Here is a 14805-nt window from a genome sequence, read left to right on the forward strand (position 1 = left end):
CGAAACGACTAATTCCTCGACAGTCACAGCATCTCCTGTGAGCACGATTCTCTTCGAGGAGCGCCAGCACTTCCGCCAGGACTGGCTGTGGGCGCTCCTGATAGTCAGTACGCTCCCCGCGTTCATCCTCGTTGTCGTGGTTGTCGTCGACGACGCCGGCGGACTCACCCCCGAGGTCTACCCCACGCTTGCTTCCCTCACTGTCCTGCTGTGGGGACCGCTCGTCATCTTCTACAAGGCTGTCTTCGTCACCGAAGTCCGAACTGATGGTCTGTACCTGAAGCTGTGGCCCCTCCATCTCTCCTTTCGGCACGTTCCCTGCACGGAAATGAGGTCGCACGAACCCACTTCGTTCTCGCCGGTGGGAGAGTACGGCGGCATCGGCGTGCGTCACAACCCCACGTTCTACCGGTGGGGTGTCTCTTTCGAAGAACCGAAAGCGTACATCGCCGACGGCGGGGAGGGCACCCGCATCGAGCGCGCCGACAGTCGGCCGCTCGTCGTAGGAACACAACAACCACAGGAACTACACGCGGCGCTGGAGCGAGCGTGTGCAACACAGCGGAGACACCGTTAGTCCGCCGACGCCGACTCCTCTGCCGGCGTCTCAGACGCTGCGACCGGCGTTCGTTCGACGACGGTACCGTCTGCCGTGGGATACTGCTCGACGATTTCGCCTTTCGGCAGGTCACCCTCGCCGACCATCTCCTCTAGGAGCCACCACGCGAGTTCGACGTGTTCGCTCTTTTCGGTGTAGAACTCCTCGGGGACGCCGAGTTGTTCGAAGCGCTCTGGTTCGACCCACGTCTTCCCGTAGACGAGCGTGCCGTCGTCGGTCACCTCGTCGAAGGGACGGCGAATCTGCTTGGCCATCCGCTTCAAGCGGTTTCGGTGCTGGGCGGCGTCTTTGAACACAGAGGTACAGAAGTAGACCTTCTCGTGGTCGCCCATCGTCTCTAAGATTTCGTGGCTGCCCTCGACGGCGCTCATATGGCCCTCCTTGCGGTCGAAGCCTTCTTCCTGCATCCGACGGAAGTTCCCGTCGCTCATCTCGAACTCGTTGATGTTACAGAAGTCCGCTGCGCCCTCGTCGAGAAAGTCCAGAAATTCCGCTTCGGCGCGGATACCCGGAATCTCGAACGCCGGCGTCAGCCCCTCTTCGCGGGCGATATAGAGGATATCCTCCCACTCCGTGCCGTGGAGGTCGCCCCACTGTTCGAGTGGTGGGTGGAAACGGATTTCGTCGAGGCCGGCCTCGGACAGGCGGCGCATGTTCTCGCGGCCGCCTGTAATCCCGGTGTAGAGGTGAGTGTGGTGGTCCTCGCCGAACTCGTCTTTCAGAAGCGAGAGGTAGCGACAGGTCCGTTCGAGGACTTCCTGCGGTTCGCCGCCGGTGATCGAAGAGCCCAGCGCGTCCATCCGCTTTGCCTCGTCGATGATATCCTGGTCGCGCTCGACTTTCCGTTCGTTGGCGTAGACGTCGGTGACGTTCTTGCGATTCTCACCGAGCGGGCAGTAGAAACAGTCGCGCTGGTCGCAGTACCCGTAGACGAACAGAACCATCTTGCCGCCTTTCGCACACTGTTCACAGCCCTTCGAAATCATTCAGTACCACACGTACAGGTCCAATCGTCAAAAGACGTGTGTTTCGTGTCGAATCCTCAGTCGAGTTTGCCCGCGAGCACCTTCGCCGCGGTCAGCACGGGGTCCCAGACGGGACTGAAGGGTGGCGCGTACGCCAGGTCGAGATAGGAGAGTTGCTGGACGGTCATCTCGGCGTAGAGGGCAGCAGCGACGGTGTCGACGCGCTTGACCGTCGACTCGTGGCCGACCAGACTGGCACCGAGGACGCGGCCCGTCTCGCGGTCACCGAACAGCGTCACCTGAATCTCGCTGCCGCCGGGGTAGTAGTGGGCACGGGACGGGGCGTCGATGGTGACGCTAACGGGGTCGAAGCCGGCTTCGCGAGCACGCTCTTCGTCGGTGATGCCGGTCCGGGCGACGTCGAGGTCGAACGCCTTCAGCGCGGCCGTGCCGGCGATTTCTCCGACAGGGGTCGGGTCGCCAGCAAGCGTCGCACCGATAGCCCGGCCGGCGCGGTTGGCCGTCAGCGCGAGCGGGACGTGGTCGGGTTCACCGGTGACGACGTTTCGCGCCTCGGCGCAGTCGCCAGCGGCGTAAACGTGTTTGTCGTTGGTCTGGCCGTACTCGTCGGTGGCGATAGCCCCGGTGTCCCCGAGTTCGATGCCAGCCTCCTCGGCCAGTTCGGTGTTCGGCGCAACGCCGACCCCGACGAGAACGAGGTCGACCGGCACATCCGCGTCGCCAGCGGCGACGGAATCGACGACATCGTCACCGAGGAACCCGTCGACAGCCGTCTCGAGGTGGAGGTCGACACCCTGTTCGCGGAGGTGGTCCTCGACGGTCGCAGCGGCCTCGGCACCGAACGGCTGGAGCGTGTGCGGCAGCATCTCGAACATGTGAACGTCGAGGTCGTGGTGGGCGAACGCCTCGGCCATCTCGATGCCGACGTACCCGCCACCGATGATTCCGACCGAGTCGAGACCGTCGGGAACCGACGACTCACCGGGTTCGCGCGCTGCGGGCGTCTCGATGCCGAGGGCCCGACGGATATCCGCGGCCGCCTCCATGTCGTGGAGTGTGAACACGCCATCGAGGTCCATCCCGTCGAGTGGCGGTTCCACAGCGCGGGCACCGGTCGCAATCAGGAGGTCGCTGTACGCCTGCTCGAACGTGCCCTCCGGTCCTGCGACGGTCACCGTCTGTGCTTCGCGGTCGATTGCAGTCACCTCGTGGCCGGTCCGGAGGTCGATACCGCGCTCCTCTCGGAACGCCTCCGCCGGGACAGAGACGAGGTCCTCCAGTGTTTCCACGTCGCCTTTGACGTAGTAGGGCAGTCCGCAGGCGCCGTAGGAGACCCACTCGCCTTTCTCGAAGACGACGACATCCCGGTCTGGTGCGTCGCGCTTGAATTTGCTTGCTGCGCTCATCCCCGCGGCGTCGCCTCCGACGACTACTACTGGAGCAGACATACCTAGATCTTCGTCGAGAGCCGACTAAAGTATGTTGTTATGTTCACAATACTACCGGAGGAAAATGAACAGAGCAGATGAAAGCGGGGAGAGGGCTTCGACACATCTACTGCTTTTTGCGGCCAGACCTGGATTTAGATTTCGTCGGTTGCCGCCGAGGGAGCAAAGCGGAGACGAGCACGGCAGTTTTGTGTTTCGAGTGCAAAGTTATACACACAACAGATGAGCTGGCAAGCCCAAATCGAACACGAGCGCGAGCAGAAAGACAGGTACTTCGGGGAGGATCCTCGGTCACCGCTGGCCGAGGACGAGCGGGCGTCGTTCGACGGGCTGGAGTACTACCCGGTCGACCCCGAGTACCGGTTCGAGCGTCCGCTGAACCGATACGACGAGCCCGAGCCAGTCGTCGTCGGAACGAGTACCGACGGAGAACAGGAGTATCTGGCGTGGGGCGAGTTCGAGTTCACCGTCGATGGCGAGACGGTCACGCTGCAGGCGTACAAGTCCGACCCAGACGAGGACCGGCTGTGGGTCCCTTTCCGCGACGCGACCAGCGGCGAAGAAACCTACGGTGCGGGCCGCTATCTCGACCTCGAACCGGAGCACCACCGAACCGACGACGGCACGTGGATACTCGATTTCAACGAGGCGTACAACCCGACCTGTGCGTACTCGGACCGCTACGAGTGTCCGCTCCCGCCGATGGACAACTGGCTCGACGTTCCCATCGAAGCCGGCGAGAAAGCCTACGACGACGGGCACTGACGCTCGCCCGAAAGCAGATAAACGGGGATAGCATACCGATACACAATGCTGCTGGTGTTGTGTGTCGATCTCGACGACGACCTCGGCCGGAAGACCGACGTGGAGACGCCGGTCGTCGGCCGCGAGGCCGTCGAGGACGCAGCAGTCGCACTCGCAACCGCAGACCCCGAAGATAGCGACGTGAACGTCCTCTTCGAGGGGTGTCACCTCTTCGATAGTCTCACTGACGAGGAAGTCGAGGTCGCCGCAGTCACCGGCGTCGACGGGTCGGACGTGGCGGCAAACCGCGCCGTTGGGGAGGAACTCGACCGCGTACTCGCCGGACTGGCAACCAGTGAAGACGTGACAGCGCTCGTCGTTACCGACGGCGCACAGGACGAGTCGGTCGTCCCCGTCATCCGCTCGCGGGTCCCTATCGACGGCGTCCGACGCGTGGTCGTCCGCCAGGCCCAGGACCTCGAATCGATGTACTACACCATCAAACAGGTGCTCGACGACCCCGAGACCCGCGGGACGATTCTCGTCCCGCTTGGTATCCTGCTACTTATATATCCGCTGACAATTCTCGCGGAGACACTGGGCTTTCCCGGTCCGGTCTTTGGCATCACGTCGGCGTTGCTCGGGCTCTATATTCTGGCCCGCGGGTTCGGCCTAGAGGAGACCCTGGACAGTGTCGTCTCCCGCGCTCGGTCGGCGCTTTTTACCGGCCGCGTGACACTCATTACCTACGTCGCCGCGGCGGCGCTAGTCACCATCGGCGCTGCCAGCGGCCTCCAGACGCTCGAGGAGATCCAGGCTGCAAGTTCAGCCGCGCCCGGCGTCGTCGACATCCTCTCGGCAGTCGTCTACGGCTCTGTCCAGTGGATTGCCGCGGCCGGCATCACGAGCAGTCTCGGTCGCGTCACCGACGAGTATCTCGCCGGAACCTTCGAGTGGCGGTATCTGAACGCGCCCTTTTACGTGCTGGCTATCGCCGCAGTACTCCACGGCTTGAGCGCGTTCTTCCTTGGGTACGTGGAACTTGGCTATCTGGCGCTGGTGCTCACCGGCGGGACCCTGCTAGGGTTGGCGAGTACGCTCTCCTTTGCCGTCGTGGAATCGCGGTGGGGTCGGGACCCCGAGGCGGCGTGAATCCCCACTGCTTTTGCCCTTCGTCGGATAACGGAGTCGTGAGGGCACGTAGCTCAGTCCGGACCAGAGCATCGGACTTCTAATCCGATGGTCGTGGGTTCAAATCCCACCGTGCCCGTTATCTGCGAACAAAGTGAGCAGTAACGGCTCCGTGGGATTTGAAGTAGACCGAGGTTCTGCGCGCAGCGCAGGTTCTCGGGCGTAGTTCAATATTCCACCGTGCCCGTGAAGCCGCTGAACGATAGTGGGCAGTAACGACACCGGATTTGAATCACGGCAGACCGGGCGAAGCGAGGTCTGGCATCGGGTGAAAATCCCACCGTGCCCGCAAAATCGCCGAGCGGATCGCCGAAACACTGCACTCGTCGAGATTCCGTCCTGCTACTGCCGGCGAGATGCCGGTCTCGAGGAGACAGATAATTCTTTCGTCCAATTACAGTAACAGCAACCCCGTTACTGGATATATATCCCTTCCAAACACAGGATTAGTTGCCGCTTCGCTGCGGCCCATAACAGGATCGTAGACGCATCCTGTTCACCGCTAGCTGACACCAATCGAGATCGAGAGACCTGTATTGCCCCCCTGACAAGATTGCCACCTGACCTCTCGATCTCCCTCTGGCGGTGACCGTTTCTTGCGGTCGAGAAGAGCCACCAGTGGAACGACAAGAGTGAGAGCACGGACCAAATCGGTAAGGTACTCCTGGTCGAATAGGAGCCATGTCCGTCGATACCGACGCACTGGGCGAGCAACTCTATCGAGCGTATACGGAAGCAGAACCACTCGACCCAGCGTCACTCCCTGCTGATTTGACTGTAGAGGAAGGATATACAGCTCAGGACGCATTTTTGGAGCGGCGAGCCCAGACAGAGGGAGAGCCCGTCGGGTACAAGGTTGGCTTCACCAGCGAGGCCGTCCGGTCGGACCTCGGCGTCGACGTGCCGGCGTACGGACGCGTTCTCGCCGAGACCGTCCGCGAGAATCGGCGCTTCGAGACGGCGACGCTCATCGAACCGCGAATCGAGCCGGAGATCGCCTTCCTGCTCGGAGAAGACCTGTCCCCGCCGGTGCGTCGTCACGAGGTCGTCGCCGCCACCGAACTCGTCGTGCCCGTCATCGAAGTTGTCGACAGCAGAATCCGCGACTGGGACGTGACGGCAGCGACGGCCATCGCCGACAACGCGCTCGCGGCCCGGCTGCTCGTCGGCGACCAGACGACCGCCGGTGACGTCGACCTCGCACGCGAAGGCGTCGAGGTGCTCATCGACGGCGAGCGGCGGGCAACGGGCACTGGCGCAGCGGTGCTTGGCCACCCCACCGACGCCGTCGCCTGGCTCGCCGAGCGGCTCCCCGACCACGGCGACGCGCTGCAGGCGGGGGATATCGTCAGCACGGGGTCGATTACCGAGCCGATTCCCGTCGCTGCTGGCGAGACGGTCGTCGCTCGGTTTTCTTCGCTGGGGTCGGTCGTCGCACACGCCGAGTAGCGTGCACGAGCGGTAGCGAGCAGCCGACAGCGTGCGCGGTATTTTTGTCGGCTACCGGTCTAGGGACGCACATGCACCGACGAGCGGTGGAGTTCACGAGTTCCCGGAGGGGACGAAGACAGCCGGAGACGCGGCCAGCGTCGTCGGCTGTGACGTGGCACAGATAGCCAGCGGGCCGGTATTCGTCGCTGGCGGCGAGCCGGTGATGGTCGTGATCAGCGAGGCAGATCAGGTCAGCGAAGCCTGACTCGCAGAACAGTTGGACGCAGAGAGCGTGGAGATTCGGCCGTGCAGTGACCGTCAGGCCAGCCGCGCGAAGGCGAGATTTCCGTTGATGTTCTTGATGTAGGCGTTGACGACCTGCCCCTCCTGTGCGCCGGGGACGAAAATCGTGTACTTGCCTTTCTCGGCGACGCCGTCGCCTTTCCGGCCGGTTCCGGTAATCTTCAGTTCGTAGGTACCGCCCTCTTCGAGTTCGGCCGTGCGCGTCTGTGCGCTGGGGCTCGTGCGCTTCTGGACCGGACGGAAGGCACCACAGGCCTGACAGCGCAGCATCTCGATGCCGTCCTCGCGGGTGAGGATGGTGTCGGGGAGGCCACACTCCGAGCAGGTGACGAACTCCGCGATGTAGTCGTCGAGTGCGGCGTCGAAGTCACTCTGGTCGAACGAGCCGTTGTAGCGGGCGCGGTCGCCGTCGAACTGGCCGCTGGTCCCCAGCGCTCGCTGGATGGCGCTGTGAACGTGCTCCGGCTCCCGTCCGAGCGCGTCGGCGATCGCGCCGACGTTCGTGAGCCGCGTGAAGTCGCCGTCCGTCTCGCCGACCGGGTCCGGAACCGAGAGACGCGAGCCCTCGTCGTGGGTCTGTTCGGGTAAATCGTCGTACGCCCTGTCGAGGGCGGTGTCGTAGTTCATACCCTCTCGACGGGATAGCCACCGAAAGGGTTGTCGAATAGTGTGGTCAGGTACCACCCCGCTCTACATCCCCGGCAACGACGGCGGACTGCAGCAGGGACAGATCTCGTGAGACTGGTCCGCTACGCTTTTGCTCGTCCCACGCCAGTTTCCGCTGTGCCTCTGGAGACGCCGGCCCACGTCGTCAGCGAACTCGCGAGTCGCGGCTACAACGCCGAGCGCGAGGCGGTCACGCTACTGGCAAACGCCCCTGACCCCGAAAGCGCAGTCGAGCGTGCAGTCGAAGCGACCCCCGACGACGCGGTCAAGATCTCCACCGACCACGCCAGAACGGCCCTCGATACAGCCGCGGAGGCAGGCGGTTCCCTCGTGAATGGCGGCGCCGCCAATCGCTCACAAACGGGCCCCGAGAACGACCCACACGACCCCTCTGTTTCGGGTGGAACAGCGCCGGAGAAACACACAAACGGTGGTAGCGTGACTCCAGTCGAAACGGAGGGGTCTGCAGACCAGGATGTCGACACCTCGCGCTCGATAGACATCGAGGGTGACATGACCGGCCAGTCGACGGGGACCGGCGAGTACCGTGATTTCGTCGCCGTCTTCCGCGACCGCTACGAGCGACTCGCCGGACAGCTCCGGGGTCGGGTCAACCACCGGCCGACTGACACGCTCGAATCGATGGCACCCAACAGCGACGCGGCTATCGTCGGGATGGTGTCGGACATCCGCTCGACAGCCAGCGGTCACTGGCTGGTCGAACTCGAAGACACAAACGGGACCTTCCCCTGTCTGGTGATGAAAGACCGGGCCTTCGCCTCCCAGGTCCAGGAGTTGCTCTACGACGAGGTCATCGCCATCGAGGGGACGCTCGCCGACGATGGTGGTATCCTCTTTGCGGACTCGATTCACTTCCCGGACGTTCCCCGCACGTACAGCCCCTCTACCGCCGACCGCCACGTTCAGGCGGCGCTCATCTCGGACGTTCACGTCGGCAGCGAGGAGTTCATGGCCGACGCCTGGCACCGATTTACCGACTGGCTCCACACCGAGGAGGCAGACGCAATCGAGTACCTCCTGCTCGCCGGCGACATGGTCGAAGGTGTCGGCGTCTACCCGAACCAGGACGAGGAACTGGACATCATCGACATCTACGACCAGTACGAGGCGTTCTCGGAGTATCTGAAGGAAGTGCCCGGCGACATGGAGATCGTGATGATTCCGGGCAACCACGACGCCGTCCGCCTCGCCGAACCCCAGCCGGCCTTCGACGAGGAGCTCCGGGAGCTGATGTCGGCTCACGACGCCCGCATCGTCTCGAACCCCTCGATGGTCACTATCGAGGGCGTCTCGGTGCTGATGTACCACGGCGTCTCACTGGACGAGGTCATCGCAGAACTCCCCGACGAGAAGGCCAACTACGACGAGCCACACAAAGCGATGTACCAGCTCCTCAAGAAGCGCCACGTCGCACCGCAGTACGGCGGCCACACCCGGCTGGCCCCCGAAGACCAGGATTACCTGGTGATGGACGAGGTGCCCGACATCTTCCACTCCGGACACGTCCACAAACTCGGCTACGGCAAGTACCACAACGTCCTCACCATCAACTCCGGCTGCTGGCAGGCGCAGACGGATTTCCAGAAGAGCGTCAACATCGACCCAGATTCGGGCTTTGCGCCCATCGTCGACCTCGATACGCTGGATTTGACGATTCGGAAGTTCGTTTAACTCTCCTGGTCGAGCCGCTCGCCACGGGTGTACTTCCCGTGGAACGCCGCCATGTCCAGTCCCATCGCGGCCAGCGAGAGTCCGCCGATAGCAGTCACAGCGAGAATGAATAGCTGGTCGCCGCTGCCGACGAACGCGAGGGGCAGGGAGAGTCCCAGCAGGATGTTTCCGAGCCCGCTCCACTGGTACCAGCCCCAGCGGTCGGTCAGTGCGTTGTCGGTCGCCGCCACGATGTCGAACACGCCAGCCAGTCCCAGCAGCGTCGCCTGGGCGAGCAACACCGGTTCGGAGAAGAGATCAGTCCCGATGAGTGCGATGACGCCGCCAGCGAGGAGAATCAGAAAGGCACCGATAATCCCACTGAGCCGGCGATTTCGCCGGACGTTCATCTGTGACCAACGTTCGGCAAGTGACTCTGTGTGCAGGGTCGCATACACGCGCCAGTTTGTGTGCTCCGGACTTAACAGTAGATGTATATCGAGGAGTCGTTCCGCCAGAGACAAAGAGCCGCTTAGACCTGCTCGCAGCAGCCGTTTCCGTTCCGACGCGCCTGCCGGTCGCCGACTGCCGCCGCGCTCGATTGCGGTCGCTGCTCGCTCACACTGTCGGTACTCGTCTGCCCGTTCTCATCACTATCCTGTCGAATCCGCTGATAGAGACTCGACGAGAGTGCGCCGAGGAGCGCGGCCCCGACGATGACCGGGTAGCTCACGGCAACCAGTATCCCGACAAGGAGCAGACCCAGGACGAGACTCCCTCCCGTACCGGGAGGTGACTTGGGAGACCTGCTCCGCTCGCTGTTTATATTCGATGGATGTCTCATTGTAGTTGTCGAGAAGGGACTCATCCCCATAACAGTAATCTGAAATACATTTCTGTAAGCTCGTTTTCCGAAATCGACTTCTGTATAATATCTGAATATTTGATGGCTTTACGTGGCCGGTGTTCGTACGTCGTGCCATGACAGACGGCGGAACTGAGACCGAGTCGGCCCTCTCTCCCGACGACGCGTTCGCACTGCTGGGCAACGAGACGCGGGTCGCGATTCTTCGGACGCTCGGGGACGCAAGGGACCCGCTGCCGTTCTCGGAGCTTCACGACAGAATAGACGTGCGCGACTCCGGCCAGTTCAATTACCACCTGGAGAAGTTGGTCGGACACTTCGTCAGGAAGACCGGGGACGGCTACACGCTCAGCAGGATGGGACGGCGGGTCGTCGAAGCGGTCCTCTCGGGGGCCGTCACGGAGACGCCGGACCTGGAGCGAACGGTCGTCGACGAATCCTGTGAGTACTGTGGCGCGCCGGTCGAGGTAACGTGGAAGGAAGGTAGTATCCGACTGTTCTGTACGGAGTGTTCAGGCCGGTACGGGCGGGCGTTCGGGAACGAACGCAGAGGAACTGTCGTCGACGAGGGGTATCTCGGTCGTCTTCCGCTCCCACCTGCAGGAGTTCGCGACCGTTCGCCGACCGAGGTGTTACAGGCCGCCTGGATAGCCGGCACGCTCGAGGTGTACTCGCTTGCGGCCGGTATCTGCCCTCGCTGTTCGGCGACCGTCGAACGCAGCGTCGATATCTGCAAGGACCACGACACCAGGGACGGTCTCTGTGACTCGTGTGAAAGCGTGTACGCTGTCCGGGTGGGATTCCGGTGTTCGAACTGCATCTACGAGGGCGGCGGCGGAATCGGAATCGGCCTGCTCGCGTCTACGGAACTACTCGATTTCGTCACCGACCACGGTCTCAATCCCATCGATCCCGATTCGATTCGGGCTGTCAACAGCATCACACAGGACTACGACGTGGCGATTCGCTCGACAGACCCGCTCCGAATCGAGGTCACGTACACCGTCGGCGGGGACTCGCTGTCGCTCACGGTCGACGAAGAATTGAACGTCCTCGAATCGACGCGGTGAGTCGTCTGGCCGCCGTTACAGCACGTCCTCACCGGACAACACGTCCTGCAGTTCTGCCATCGTCTCGACGATGACCTCACAGGAGGGTGCGACGTTCGGTTTCGGCTCGAATCCGACGGCGAGGCCCGCGACTTCCAGCATCGGGAGGTCGTTGGCACCGTCGCCGACGGCAATCGTGTTCTCGCGGTCCTCGCCGACGACTGCGGTCAGGACCTCCAGTGCGTCGTCTTTGGTTCCCTCGATGAGTGGTCCCTCGACCCCACCCGTCAATGCTCCGTCGGCCACGGGCAGGCGGTTCGCGACGATAGCGTCGACCTCGACGCCCTCTTTTTCGAGTGCAGCGGCGACGCCGCGTTCGAACCCACCGGTGAGGATGGCGACGTAGACGCCGGCCTCGCGGAGCGCCTCGATGACGTCGGCCGCGCCGGGGCGGAGTACCACCTGGTCGAAAGCCGCCTGCGCCTTCTCGTCGTCCAGTCCCTCCAGCAGCGCACACCGCTGGCGGAGACTCTCGGCGTACTCGATTTCGTCGTTCATCGCCCGCTCGGTGATTTCGTCCATCTGGTCGGCAACCCCGCACTGGTCGCCGAGCAACACGGTCATCTCCGAATCGGAAAGCGTCCCGTCGAAGTCGAAGGCAACGACTGTCATGCCCGCCGATTTGCGGCCGGGCAAGTCAAACCCCTTGATTTCCACTCGAACACGACAGCGAACAGTATATTCCGGCGGCGGTCGAACGCCGTCCCATGGCAGACGCTAACGACCGCTCGTTCAGACAGACGCTCCTCGGATCGGCGCTGGCCGGCATCGTCGCCGTCGTCGCCCTCACCACGCTGTCGGCGCTGAACGTCGGGTCGGACCTCGTGCAGTTCGGGATTGCACTGTTGCTGGGTATCGTCGCTGCGCAACTGTACGAAGCGCGGAGAGGGTGACCCGCTCGCACGAATCGACCGCTACGCGTCGCCGTCGATCTCCCTGTCGAAGCGGTCGAGAAACGTCTCGACGAAGGCTCGTCGACTCTCCGCTACCTCCCGGCCGGCGTCGGTGTACATCCGCTCGGGCAGGTCGAGTATCTTCTTGTGGAGATGATTGTACTGTGTCGACCCACCTGGAGTATCGTCCTCCGCTGGTGGCAGGTCGGGGTCGAATATCGCCTGTCCCCGTTCGCCGCCGTAAGTGAACGAGCGGGCGAGGCCCACCGCACCGAGCGCGTCGAGGTTGTCGGCGTCACAGAGGACTTTCGCCTCCAGCGTTTCGGGTTCCCGATCGCTGGAGTAGCGGTGGACGCGGATGGCGTGACAGACGGCATCGATACGCCCCTCGTCGACCCCGCGCGCTGCCAACAGCGAGCGCGCCTCGCGTGCCCCCCACGCGGCGTGGTCGTCGATGTCGCCGTGGTCCTCGCGCGTGCGGCCGATGTCGTGGAGGATGGCGGCGAGGCGAACCGTCCGCTCGTCGGCGTCGACGGCTTCGAGCAGTCGCTCGGCGAGCGTCTCGACGCGCTGGACGTGGTGCCAGTCGTGGGCGGGGCTCGTGTCGAAGTACGTCCGTGCTGCCTCTCTGAGTTCCTCGATATCCATCGTTTCACAGCCAGTGTCGGAATCGTCTGCTAGGGAGTCGGCGGGTCGCCGTCGTACGCGTCGACATCCTGATAGAAGTTCAGCAGGCCGAACTTCAGCTTCTCCGGTTGGACGTCGACCATCTCGGCCCGCTCCTCAGTGGGGAACGCCCCGCGGACGGCATACTGGCCCATCTCGATTTCTGCACGCTCGGTGTACCGCCCATCCAGAAGGATACGCGCACCGAAATCCTCGGGCGAGCGGACGACTCGCCCCATCGCCTGCCGAGTCTTTCTAATCGTGGGGATCTCGACGGCGTAGTGCCAGCCGGCGTCCTCGTTCTGGACGGTCTGGCCGGTGCCGTCCTCCTCGCCGACCTCGAAGACCTCGTCGTAGGCGGCCTGGACGGCTTCCATCCGGTCATCCAGATGCGGGTACGGGACGCCCACGACGATGACGGTACGGGCGTCGTCGCCGTCGAAGCTCACCCCTTCACCGAGCGTCCCCCACAGTGAGGTAAAGAGCACGCCGTCGTCGGCGGCGGCGAACTGCTCACGGAGGTCGTTGGCGGCGGTCCCGGGTTCGTCCAGATAGCCAGTCCCAGCGTGGACCCGCTCGTGATACCGCTCGGCCTCACTGTAGGAGGGGAAGAAGACGAGCGTGTTCCCCGGCGTGAAGCGGACGGCGTCCTCGATGGTGTCGGTGATGGTCTCCTGAACCTGTCGGTCGTCGCGCTTGCTGGCGAACAGAGCTGGGCCATCGACAGCGTAGGTCCGCCGGCGCTCCTCGGGGAACTGCGCGCCGTAGGCCATCGTCTCCGGACTGTCCAGCCCGAGCACGTCCTCGGTCACCTCGAACGGCCGGAGCGTGGCGCTCATCAGGACGCTGGCATGCAGTTCCGCAAAGAGGTCCCGCGTGACCTGTTCGGGGATGCAGGTGTACAGCTCTGCGCGGCCGTAGATGTCGCCGGCGCCGTCGTCGTCCCGCCGCACGCTCACGACGGGGTAGGTCCCCATCTCGTCGCCCTCGTCGAGCCAGGATCGGACGAACGTCGCAGCCTGCAGCGTCTGGCACTCCTTGCGGACGGTCGCGTCGCCGGATTTGTACTCCTCCTCGTACTCGGCATCGAGGTCACGCCCGAGTTCGACGGCGTGGTCGAGTTCCTCGCTGAATCCGGGGCCGGTGTAGCCCTGCAGGAAGGCGAGGGTGAGGTCGTCTCGCCTGTCATCGTTGGCCACCGAGAGGTCGTGCCAGTTCTCGTCGACCTGCTCGCGCTCGCCGAAAGCGAAGGCGTCATCGTAGGCCTCGCGGAGCGCCGCCAGGAACGTTCCGAGAACGTTGTACGCGGGGTCAGCGCGGGCGTCGTCGCTTTCCGTCAACTCGTCCAGCGCGCTTTCGAGGGTGTTCTCGGTGAGCGTGCGCCGGGCGTGGTCGCGGGCGGCGTCCTCGACGTTGTGAGCCTCGTCGAAGATGGCGATGACGTCCTCGGGATCGCGGCCGAGCCACCGGAAGAACTGCTGGCGTATCATCGGGTCCAGCAGGTGGTGGTAGTTACAGACGACCAGGTCGACGCCCTCGACGCCTTCCTTCAGGAGTTCGTACCCACAGAAGCCGTACTGGCCCGCCCGCTCGTAGATGTCGTCGGGCGTGCGCACGTCGTCGTACAGCCACGCGAAGAAGTCGTCGGTGTCGGCCGTCAGGTTCCGGTAGTAGTGGTCGCAAGTAGCTTTGTCCTCGAACTCCGCGAGGTCGTCCTGAACGGCGTCGAGTTCGTCCATGACCGCACCGCGTGCCTCGGCGGCCCCACCGTCGCCCGCCTGACTCTCGTCGAGCAGGTCGCGCTGCTGGCGTTCGAGATCCGCGAGGTCCTGTTCGGTGTCGACCAGGTCGCGGGTCGTATCCCGGAGCGCCTGACACTCCTCGAAGCCCACGTCGATGTGGCACATCGACGCCTTCCCGCGGAAGACGATGGCGCGAATCGACTCCCGGTCGTTGATCGCGGAGGCGTCCCGACGGAACTGCCGCATCTGCTGGTGGACGTTTGTCGTGATAACGACGGTCTTGTTGGTCTCGCGGGCGTACTCCAGTGCGGGCGCGAGCGAGGCCAGCGTCTTGCCTGTCCCGGTTGCACCCTCGAAGAGGATGTCGGAGCCGTCCGCGAGTGCGTCGTAAATCGTCCCCATCGCCTCCTGCTGGTGGTCGTAGGGCTGGTCGTAGGGGAAAAAACGCAGATACGACGCCTGTGACACAGG

Annotated in this window: 15 protein-coding genes, 1 tRNA gene and 1 pseudogene; 9 read left to right on the forward strand and 8 right to left on the reverse strand. The window is 63.6% G+C overall.

Features of this window, described 5'->3' with window-relative positions:
* Positions 1–37 precede the first annotated feature (37 nt).
* Positions 38–577, forward strand: coding sequence for a hypothetical protein (locus WDJ60_RS03645; RefSeq protein WP_340098615.1), 540 nt, complete (start codon positions 38–40; stop codon positions 575–577).
* Here WDJ60_RS03645 and WDJ60_RS03650 read toward each other — a convergent pair.
* Together WDJ60_RS03650 and WDJ60_RS03655 are read right to left on the reverse strand one after the other, a co-directional pair.
* Positions 574–1605, reverse strand: coding sequence for a radical SAM protein (locus WDJ60_RS03650; protein ID WP_340098616.1), 1032 nt, complete (start codon positions 1603–1605; stop codon positions 574–576). The two genes, WDJ60_RS03645 and WDJ60_RS03650, sit on opposite strands and share 4 nt — an antisense overlap.
* A gap of 56 nt (positions 1606–1661) precedes the next feature.
* The gene (locus WDJ60_RS03655; protein WP_340098617.1) at positions 1662–3053 is read right to left on the reverse strand and encodes an FAD-dependent oxidoreductase; all 1392 of its coding nucleotides are present in this window, start codon (positions 3051–3053) and stop codon (positions 1662–1664) included.
* 222 nt (positions 3054–3275) lie between these two features.
* Here WDJ60_RS03655 and WDJ60_RS03660 point away from each other — a divergent pair, with 222 nt between their 5' ends.
* From WDJ60_RS03660 to WDJ60_RS03680, 5 genes and pseudogenes are all read left to right on the forward strand, one after another.
* On the forward strand, positions 3276–3818 hold the full coding sequence (locus WDJ60_RS03660; protein WP_340098618.1) for a DUF1684 domain-containing protein: 543 nt from the start codon (positions 3276–3278) through the stop codon (positions 3816–3818).
* A gap of 45 nt (positions 3819–3863) precedes the next feature.
* Entirely contained in the window at positions 3864–4949 is a 1086-nt protein-coding gene (locus WDJ60_RS03665) for a DUF373 family protein (RefSeq protein WP_340098619.1), read from the forward strand.
* 42 nt (positions 4950–4991) lie between these two features.
* Positions 4992–5067, forward strand: a tRNA-Arg gene (locus tag WDJ60_RS03670).
* Between the two features lie 602 nt (positions 5068–5669).
* Positions 5670–6437 (forward strand): 2-keto-4-pentenoate hydratase, encoded by a 768-nt coding sequence (locus tag WDJ60_RS03675; protein ID WP_340098620.1) that lies wholly within the window; start codon positions 5670–5672, stop codon positions 6435–6437.
* A gap of 91 nt (positions 6438–6528) precedes the next feature.
* Positions 6529–6678 (forward strand): annotated as a pseudogene (locus tag WDJ60_RS03680) (YbaK/EbsC family protein); the annotation flags it as partial.
* A gap of 59 nt (positions 6679–6737) precedes the next feature.
* On the opposite strand, the gene WDJ60_RS03685 reads toward WDJ60_RS03680, so the two are convergent.
* A complete protein-coding gene (locus WDJ60_RS03685; protein WP_340098622.1) occupies positions 6738–7349 on the reverse strand; it encodes a translation initiation factor IF-2 subunit beta in 612 nt (203 codons plus the stop codon).
* Positions 7350–7505: 156 nt separating this feature from the next.
* Between WDJ60_RS03685 and WDJ60_RS03690 the strand changes: the two genes are divergently transcribed.
* Positions 7506–9080: a DNA-directed DNA polymerase II small subunit gene (locus tag WDJ60_RS03690; RefSeq protein ID WP_340098623.1), complete on the forward strand. Its 1575-nt coding sequence runs from the start codon at positions 7506–7508 to the stop codon at positions 9078–9080.
* Here WDJ60_RS03690 and WDJ60_RS03695 read toward each other — a convergent pair.
* Entirely contained in the window at positions 9077–9469 is a 393-nt protein-coding gene (locus tag WDJ60_RS03695) for a DUF7994 family protein (RefSeq protein WP_340098625.1), read from the reverse strand. The genes WDJ60_RS03690 and WDJ60_RS03695 overlap by 4 nt on opposite strands.
* Positions 9470–9591: 122 nt before the next feature.
* Positions 9592–9903 carry a hypothetical protein gene (locus tag WDJ60_RS03700; RefSeq protein WP_340098627.1) on the reverse strand — a complete coding sequence of 104 codons (312 nt, stop codon included), beginning with the start codon at positions 9901–9903 and terminating at the stop codon, positions 9592–9594.
* 137 nt (positions 9904–10040) lie between these two features.
* Between WDJ60_RS03700 and WDJ60_RS03705 the strand changes: the two genes are divergently transcribed.
* Positions 10041–10994, forward strand: a complete 954-nt coding sequence (locus WDJ60_RS03705) for a winged helix-turn-helix domain-containing protein (RefSeq protein WP_340098629.1) — start codon at positions 10041–10043, stop codon at positions 10992–10994.
* A 15-nt stretch (positions 10995–11009) separates the two neighbouring features.
* On the opposite strand, the gene serB is transcribed toward WDJ60_RS03705, so the two are convergent.
* Positions 11010–11645 (reverse strand): phosphoserine phosphatase SerB, encoded by a 636-nt coding sequence (gene serB / locus WDJ60_RS03710; RefSeq protein WP_340098631.1) that lies wholly within the window; start codon positions 11643–11645, stop codon positions 11010–11012.
* 95 nt (positions 11646–11740) lie between these two features.
* Here serB and WDJ60_RS03715 point away from each other — a divergent pair, with 95 nt between their 5' ends.
* Positions 11741–11926 (forward strand): hypothetical protein, encoded by a 186-nt coding sequence (locus WDJ60_RS03715; RefSeq protein ID WP_340098633.1) that lies wholly within the window; start codon positions 11741–11743, stop codon positions 11924–11926.
* 21 nt (positions 11927–11947) lie between these two features.
* Here the strand turns inward: WDJ60_RS03715 and WDJ60_RS03720 are convergent, their stop codons facing one another.
* Positions 11948–12574, reverse strand: coding sequence for an HD domain-containing protein (locus WDJ60_RS03720; RefSeq protein WP_340098635.1), 627 nt, complete (start codon positions 12572–12574; stop codon positions 11948–11950).
* 29 nt (positions 12575–12603) lie between these two features.
* Positions 12604–14802 carry an ATP-dependent DNA helicase gene (locus tag WDJ60_RS03725; RefSeq protein ID WP_340098637.1) on the reverse strand — a complete coding sequence of 733 codons (2199 nt, stop codon included), beginning with the start codon at positions 14800–14802 and terminating at the stop codon, positions 12604–12606.
* Positions 14803–14805: the final 3 nt, after the last annotated feature.

The sequence above is a fragment of the Salinibaculum salinum genome, assembly GCF_037645885.1.
Taxonomy (GTDB): domain Archaea; phylum Halobacteriota; class Halobacteria; order Halobacteriales; family Haloarculaceae; genus Salinibaculum; species Salinibaculum salinum.

Bases quoted from the DNA above. Each gene is read 5' to 3' on its own strand.
- WDJ60_RS03650 (WP_340098616.1), bottom strand. From the start codon at position 1,605: ATGATTTCGAAGGGCTGTGAACAGTGTGCGAAAGGCGGCAAGATGGTT.
- WDJ60_RS03655 (WP_340098617.1), bottom strand. From the start codon at position 3,053: ATGTCTGCTCCAGTAGTAGTCGTCGGAGGCGACGCCGCGGGGATGAGC.
- WDJ60_RS03660 (WP_340098618.1), top strand. From the start codon at position 3,276: ATGAGCTGGCAAGCCCAAATCGAACACGAGCGCGAGCAGAAAGACAGG.
- WDJ60_RS03665 (WP_340098619.1), top strand. From the start codon at position 3,864: ATGCTGCTGGTGTTGTGTGTCGATCTCGACGACGACCTCGGCCGGAAG.
- WDJ60_RS03675 (WP_340098620.1), top strand. From the start codon at position 5,670: ATGTCCGTCGATACCGACGCACTGGGCGAGCAACTCTATCGAGCGTAT.
- WDJ60_RS03685 (WP_340098622.1), bottom strand. From the start codon at position 7,349: ATGAACTACGACACCGCCCTCGACAGGGCGTACGACGATTTACCCGAA.
- WDJ60_RS03695 (WP_340098625.1), bottom strand. From the start codon at position 9,469: ATGAACGTCCGGCGAAATCGCCGGCTCAGTGGGATTATCGGTGCCTTT.
- WDJ60_RS03700 (WP_340098627.1), bottom strand. From the start codon at position 9,903: ATGAGACATCCATCGAATATAAACAGCGAGCGGAGCAGGTCTCCCAAG.
- WDJ60_RS03705 (WP_340098629.1), top strand. From the start codon at position 10,041: ATGACAGACGGCGGAACTGAGACCGAGTCGGCCCTCTCTCCCGACGAC.
- serB (WP_340098631.1), bottom strand. From the start codon at position 11,645: ATGACAGTCGTTGCCTTCGACTTCGACGGGACGCTTTCCGATTCGGAG.
- WDJ60_RS03715 (WP_340098633.1), top strand. From the start codon at position 11,741: ATGGCAGACGCTAACGACCGCTCGTTCAGACAGACGCTCCTCGGATCG.
- WDJ60_RS03720 (WP_340098635.1), bottom strand. From the start codon at position 12,574: ATGGATATCGAGGAACTCAGAGAGGCAGCACGGACGTACTTCGACACG.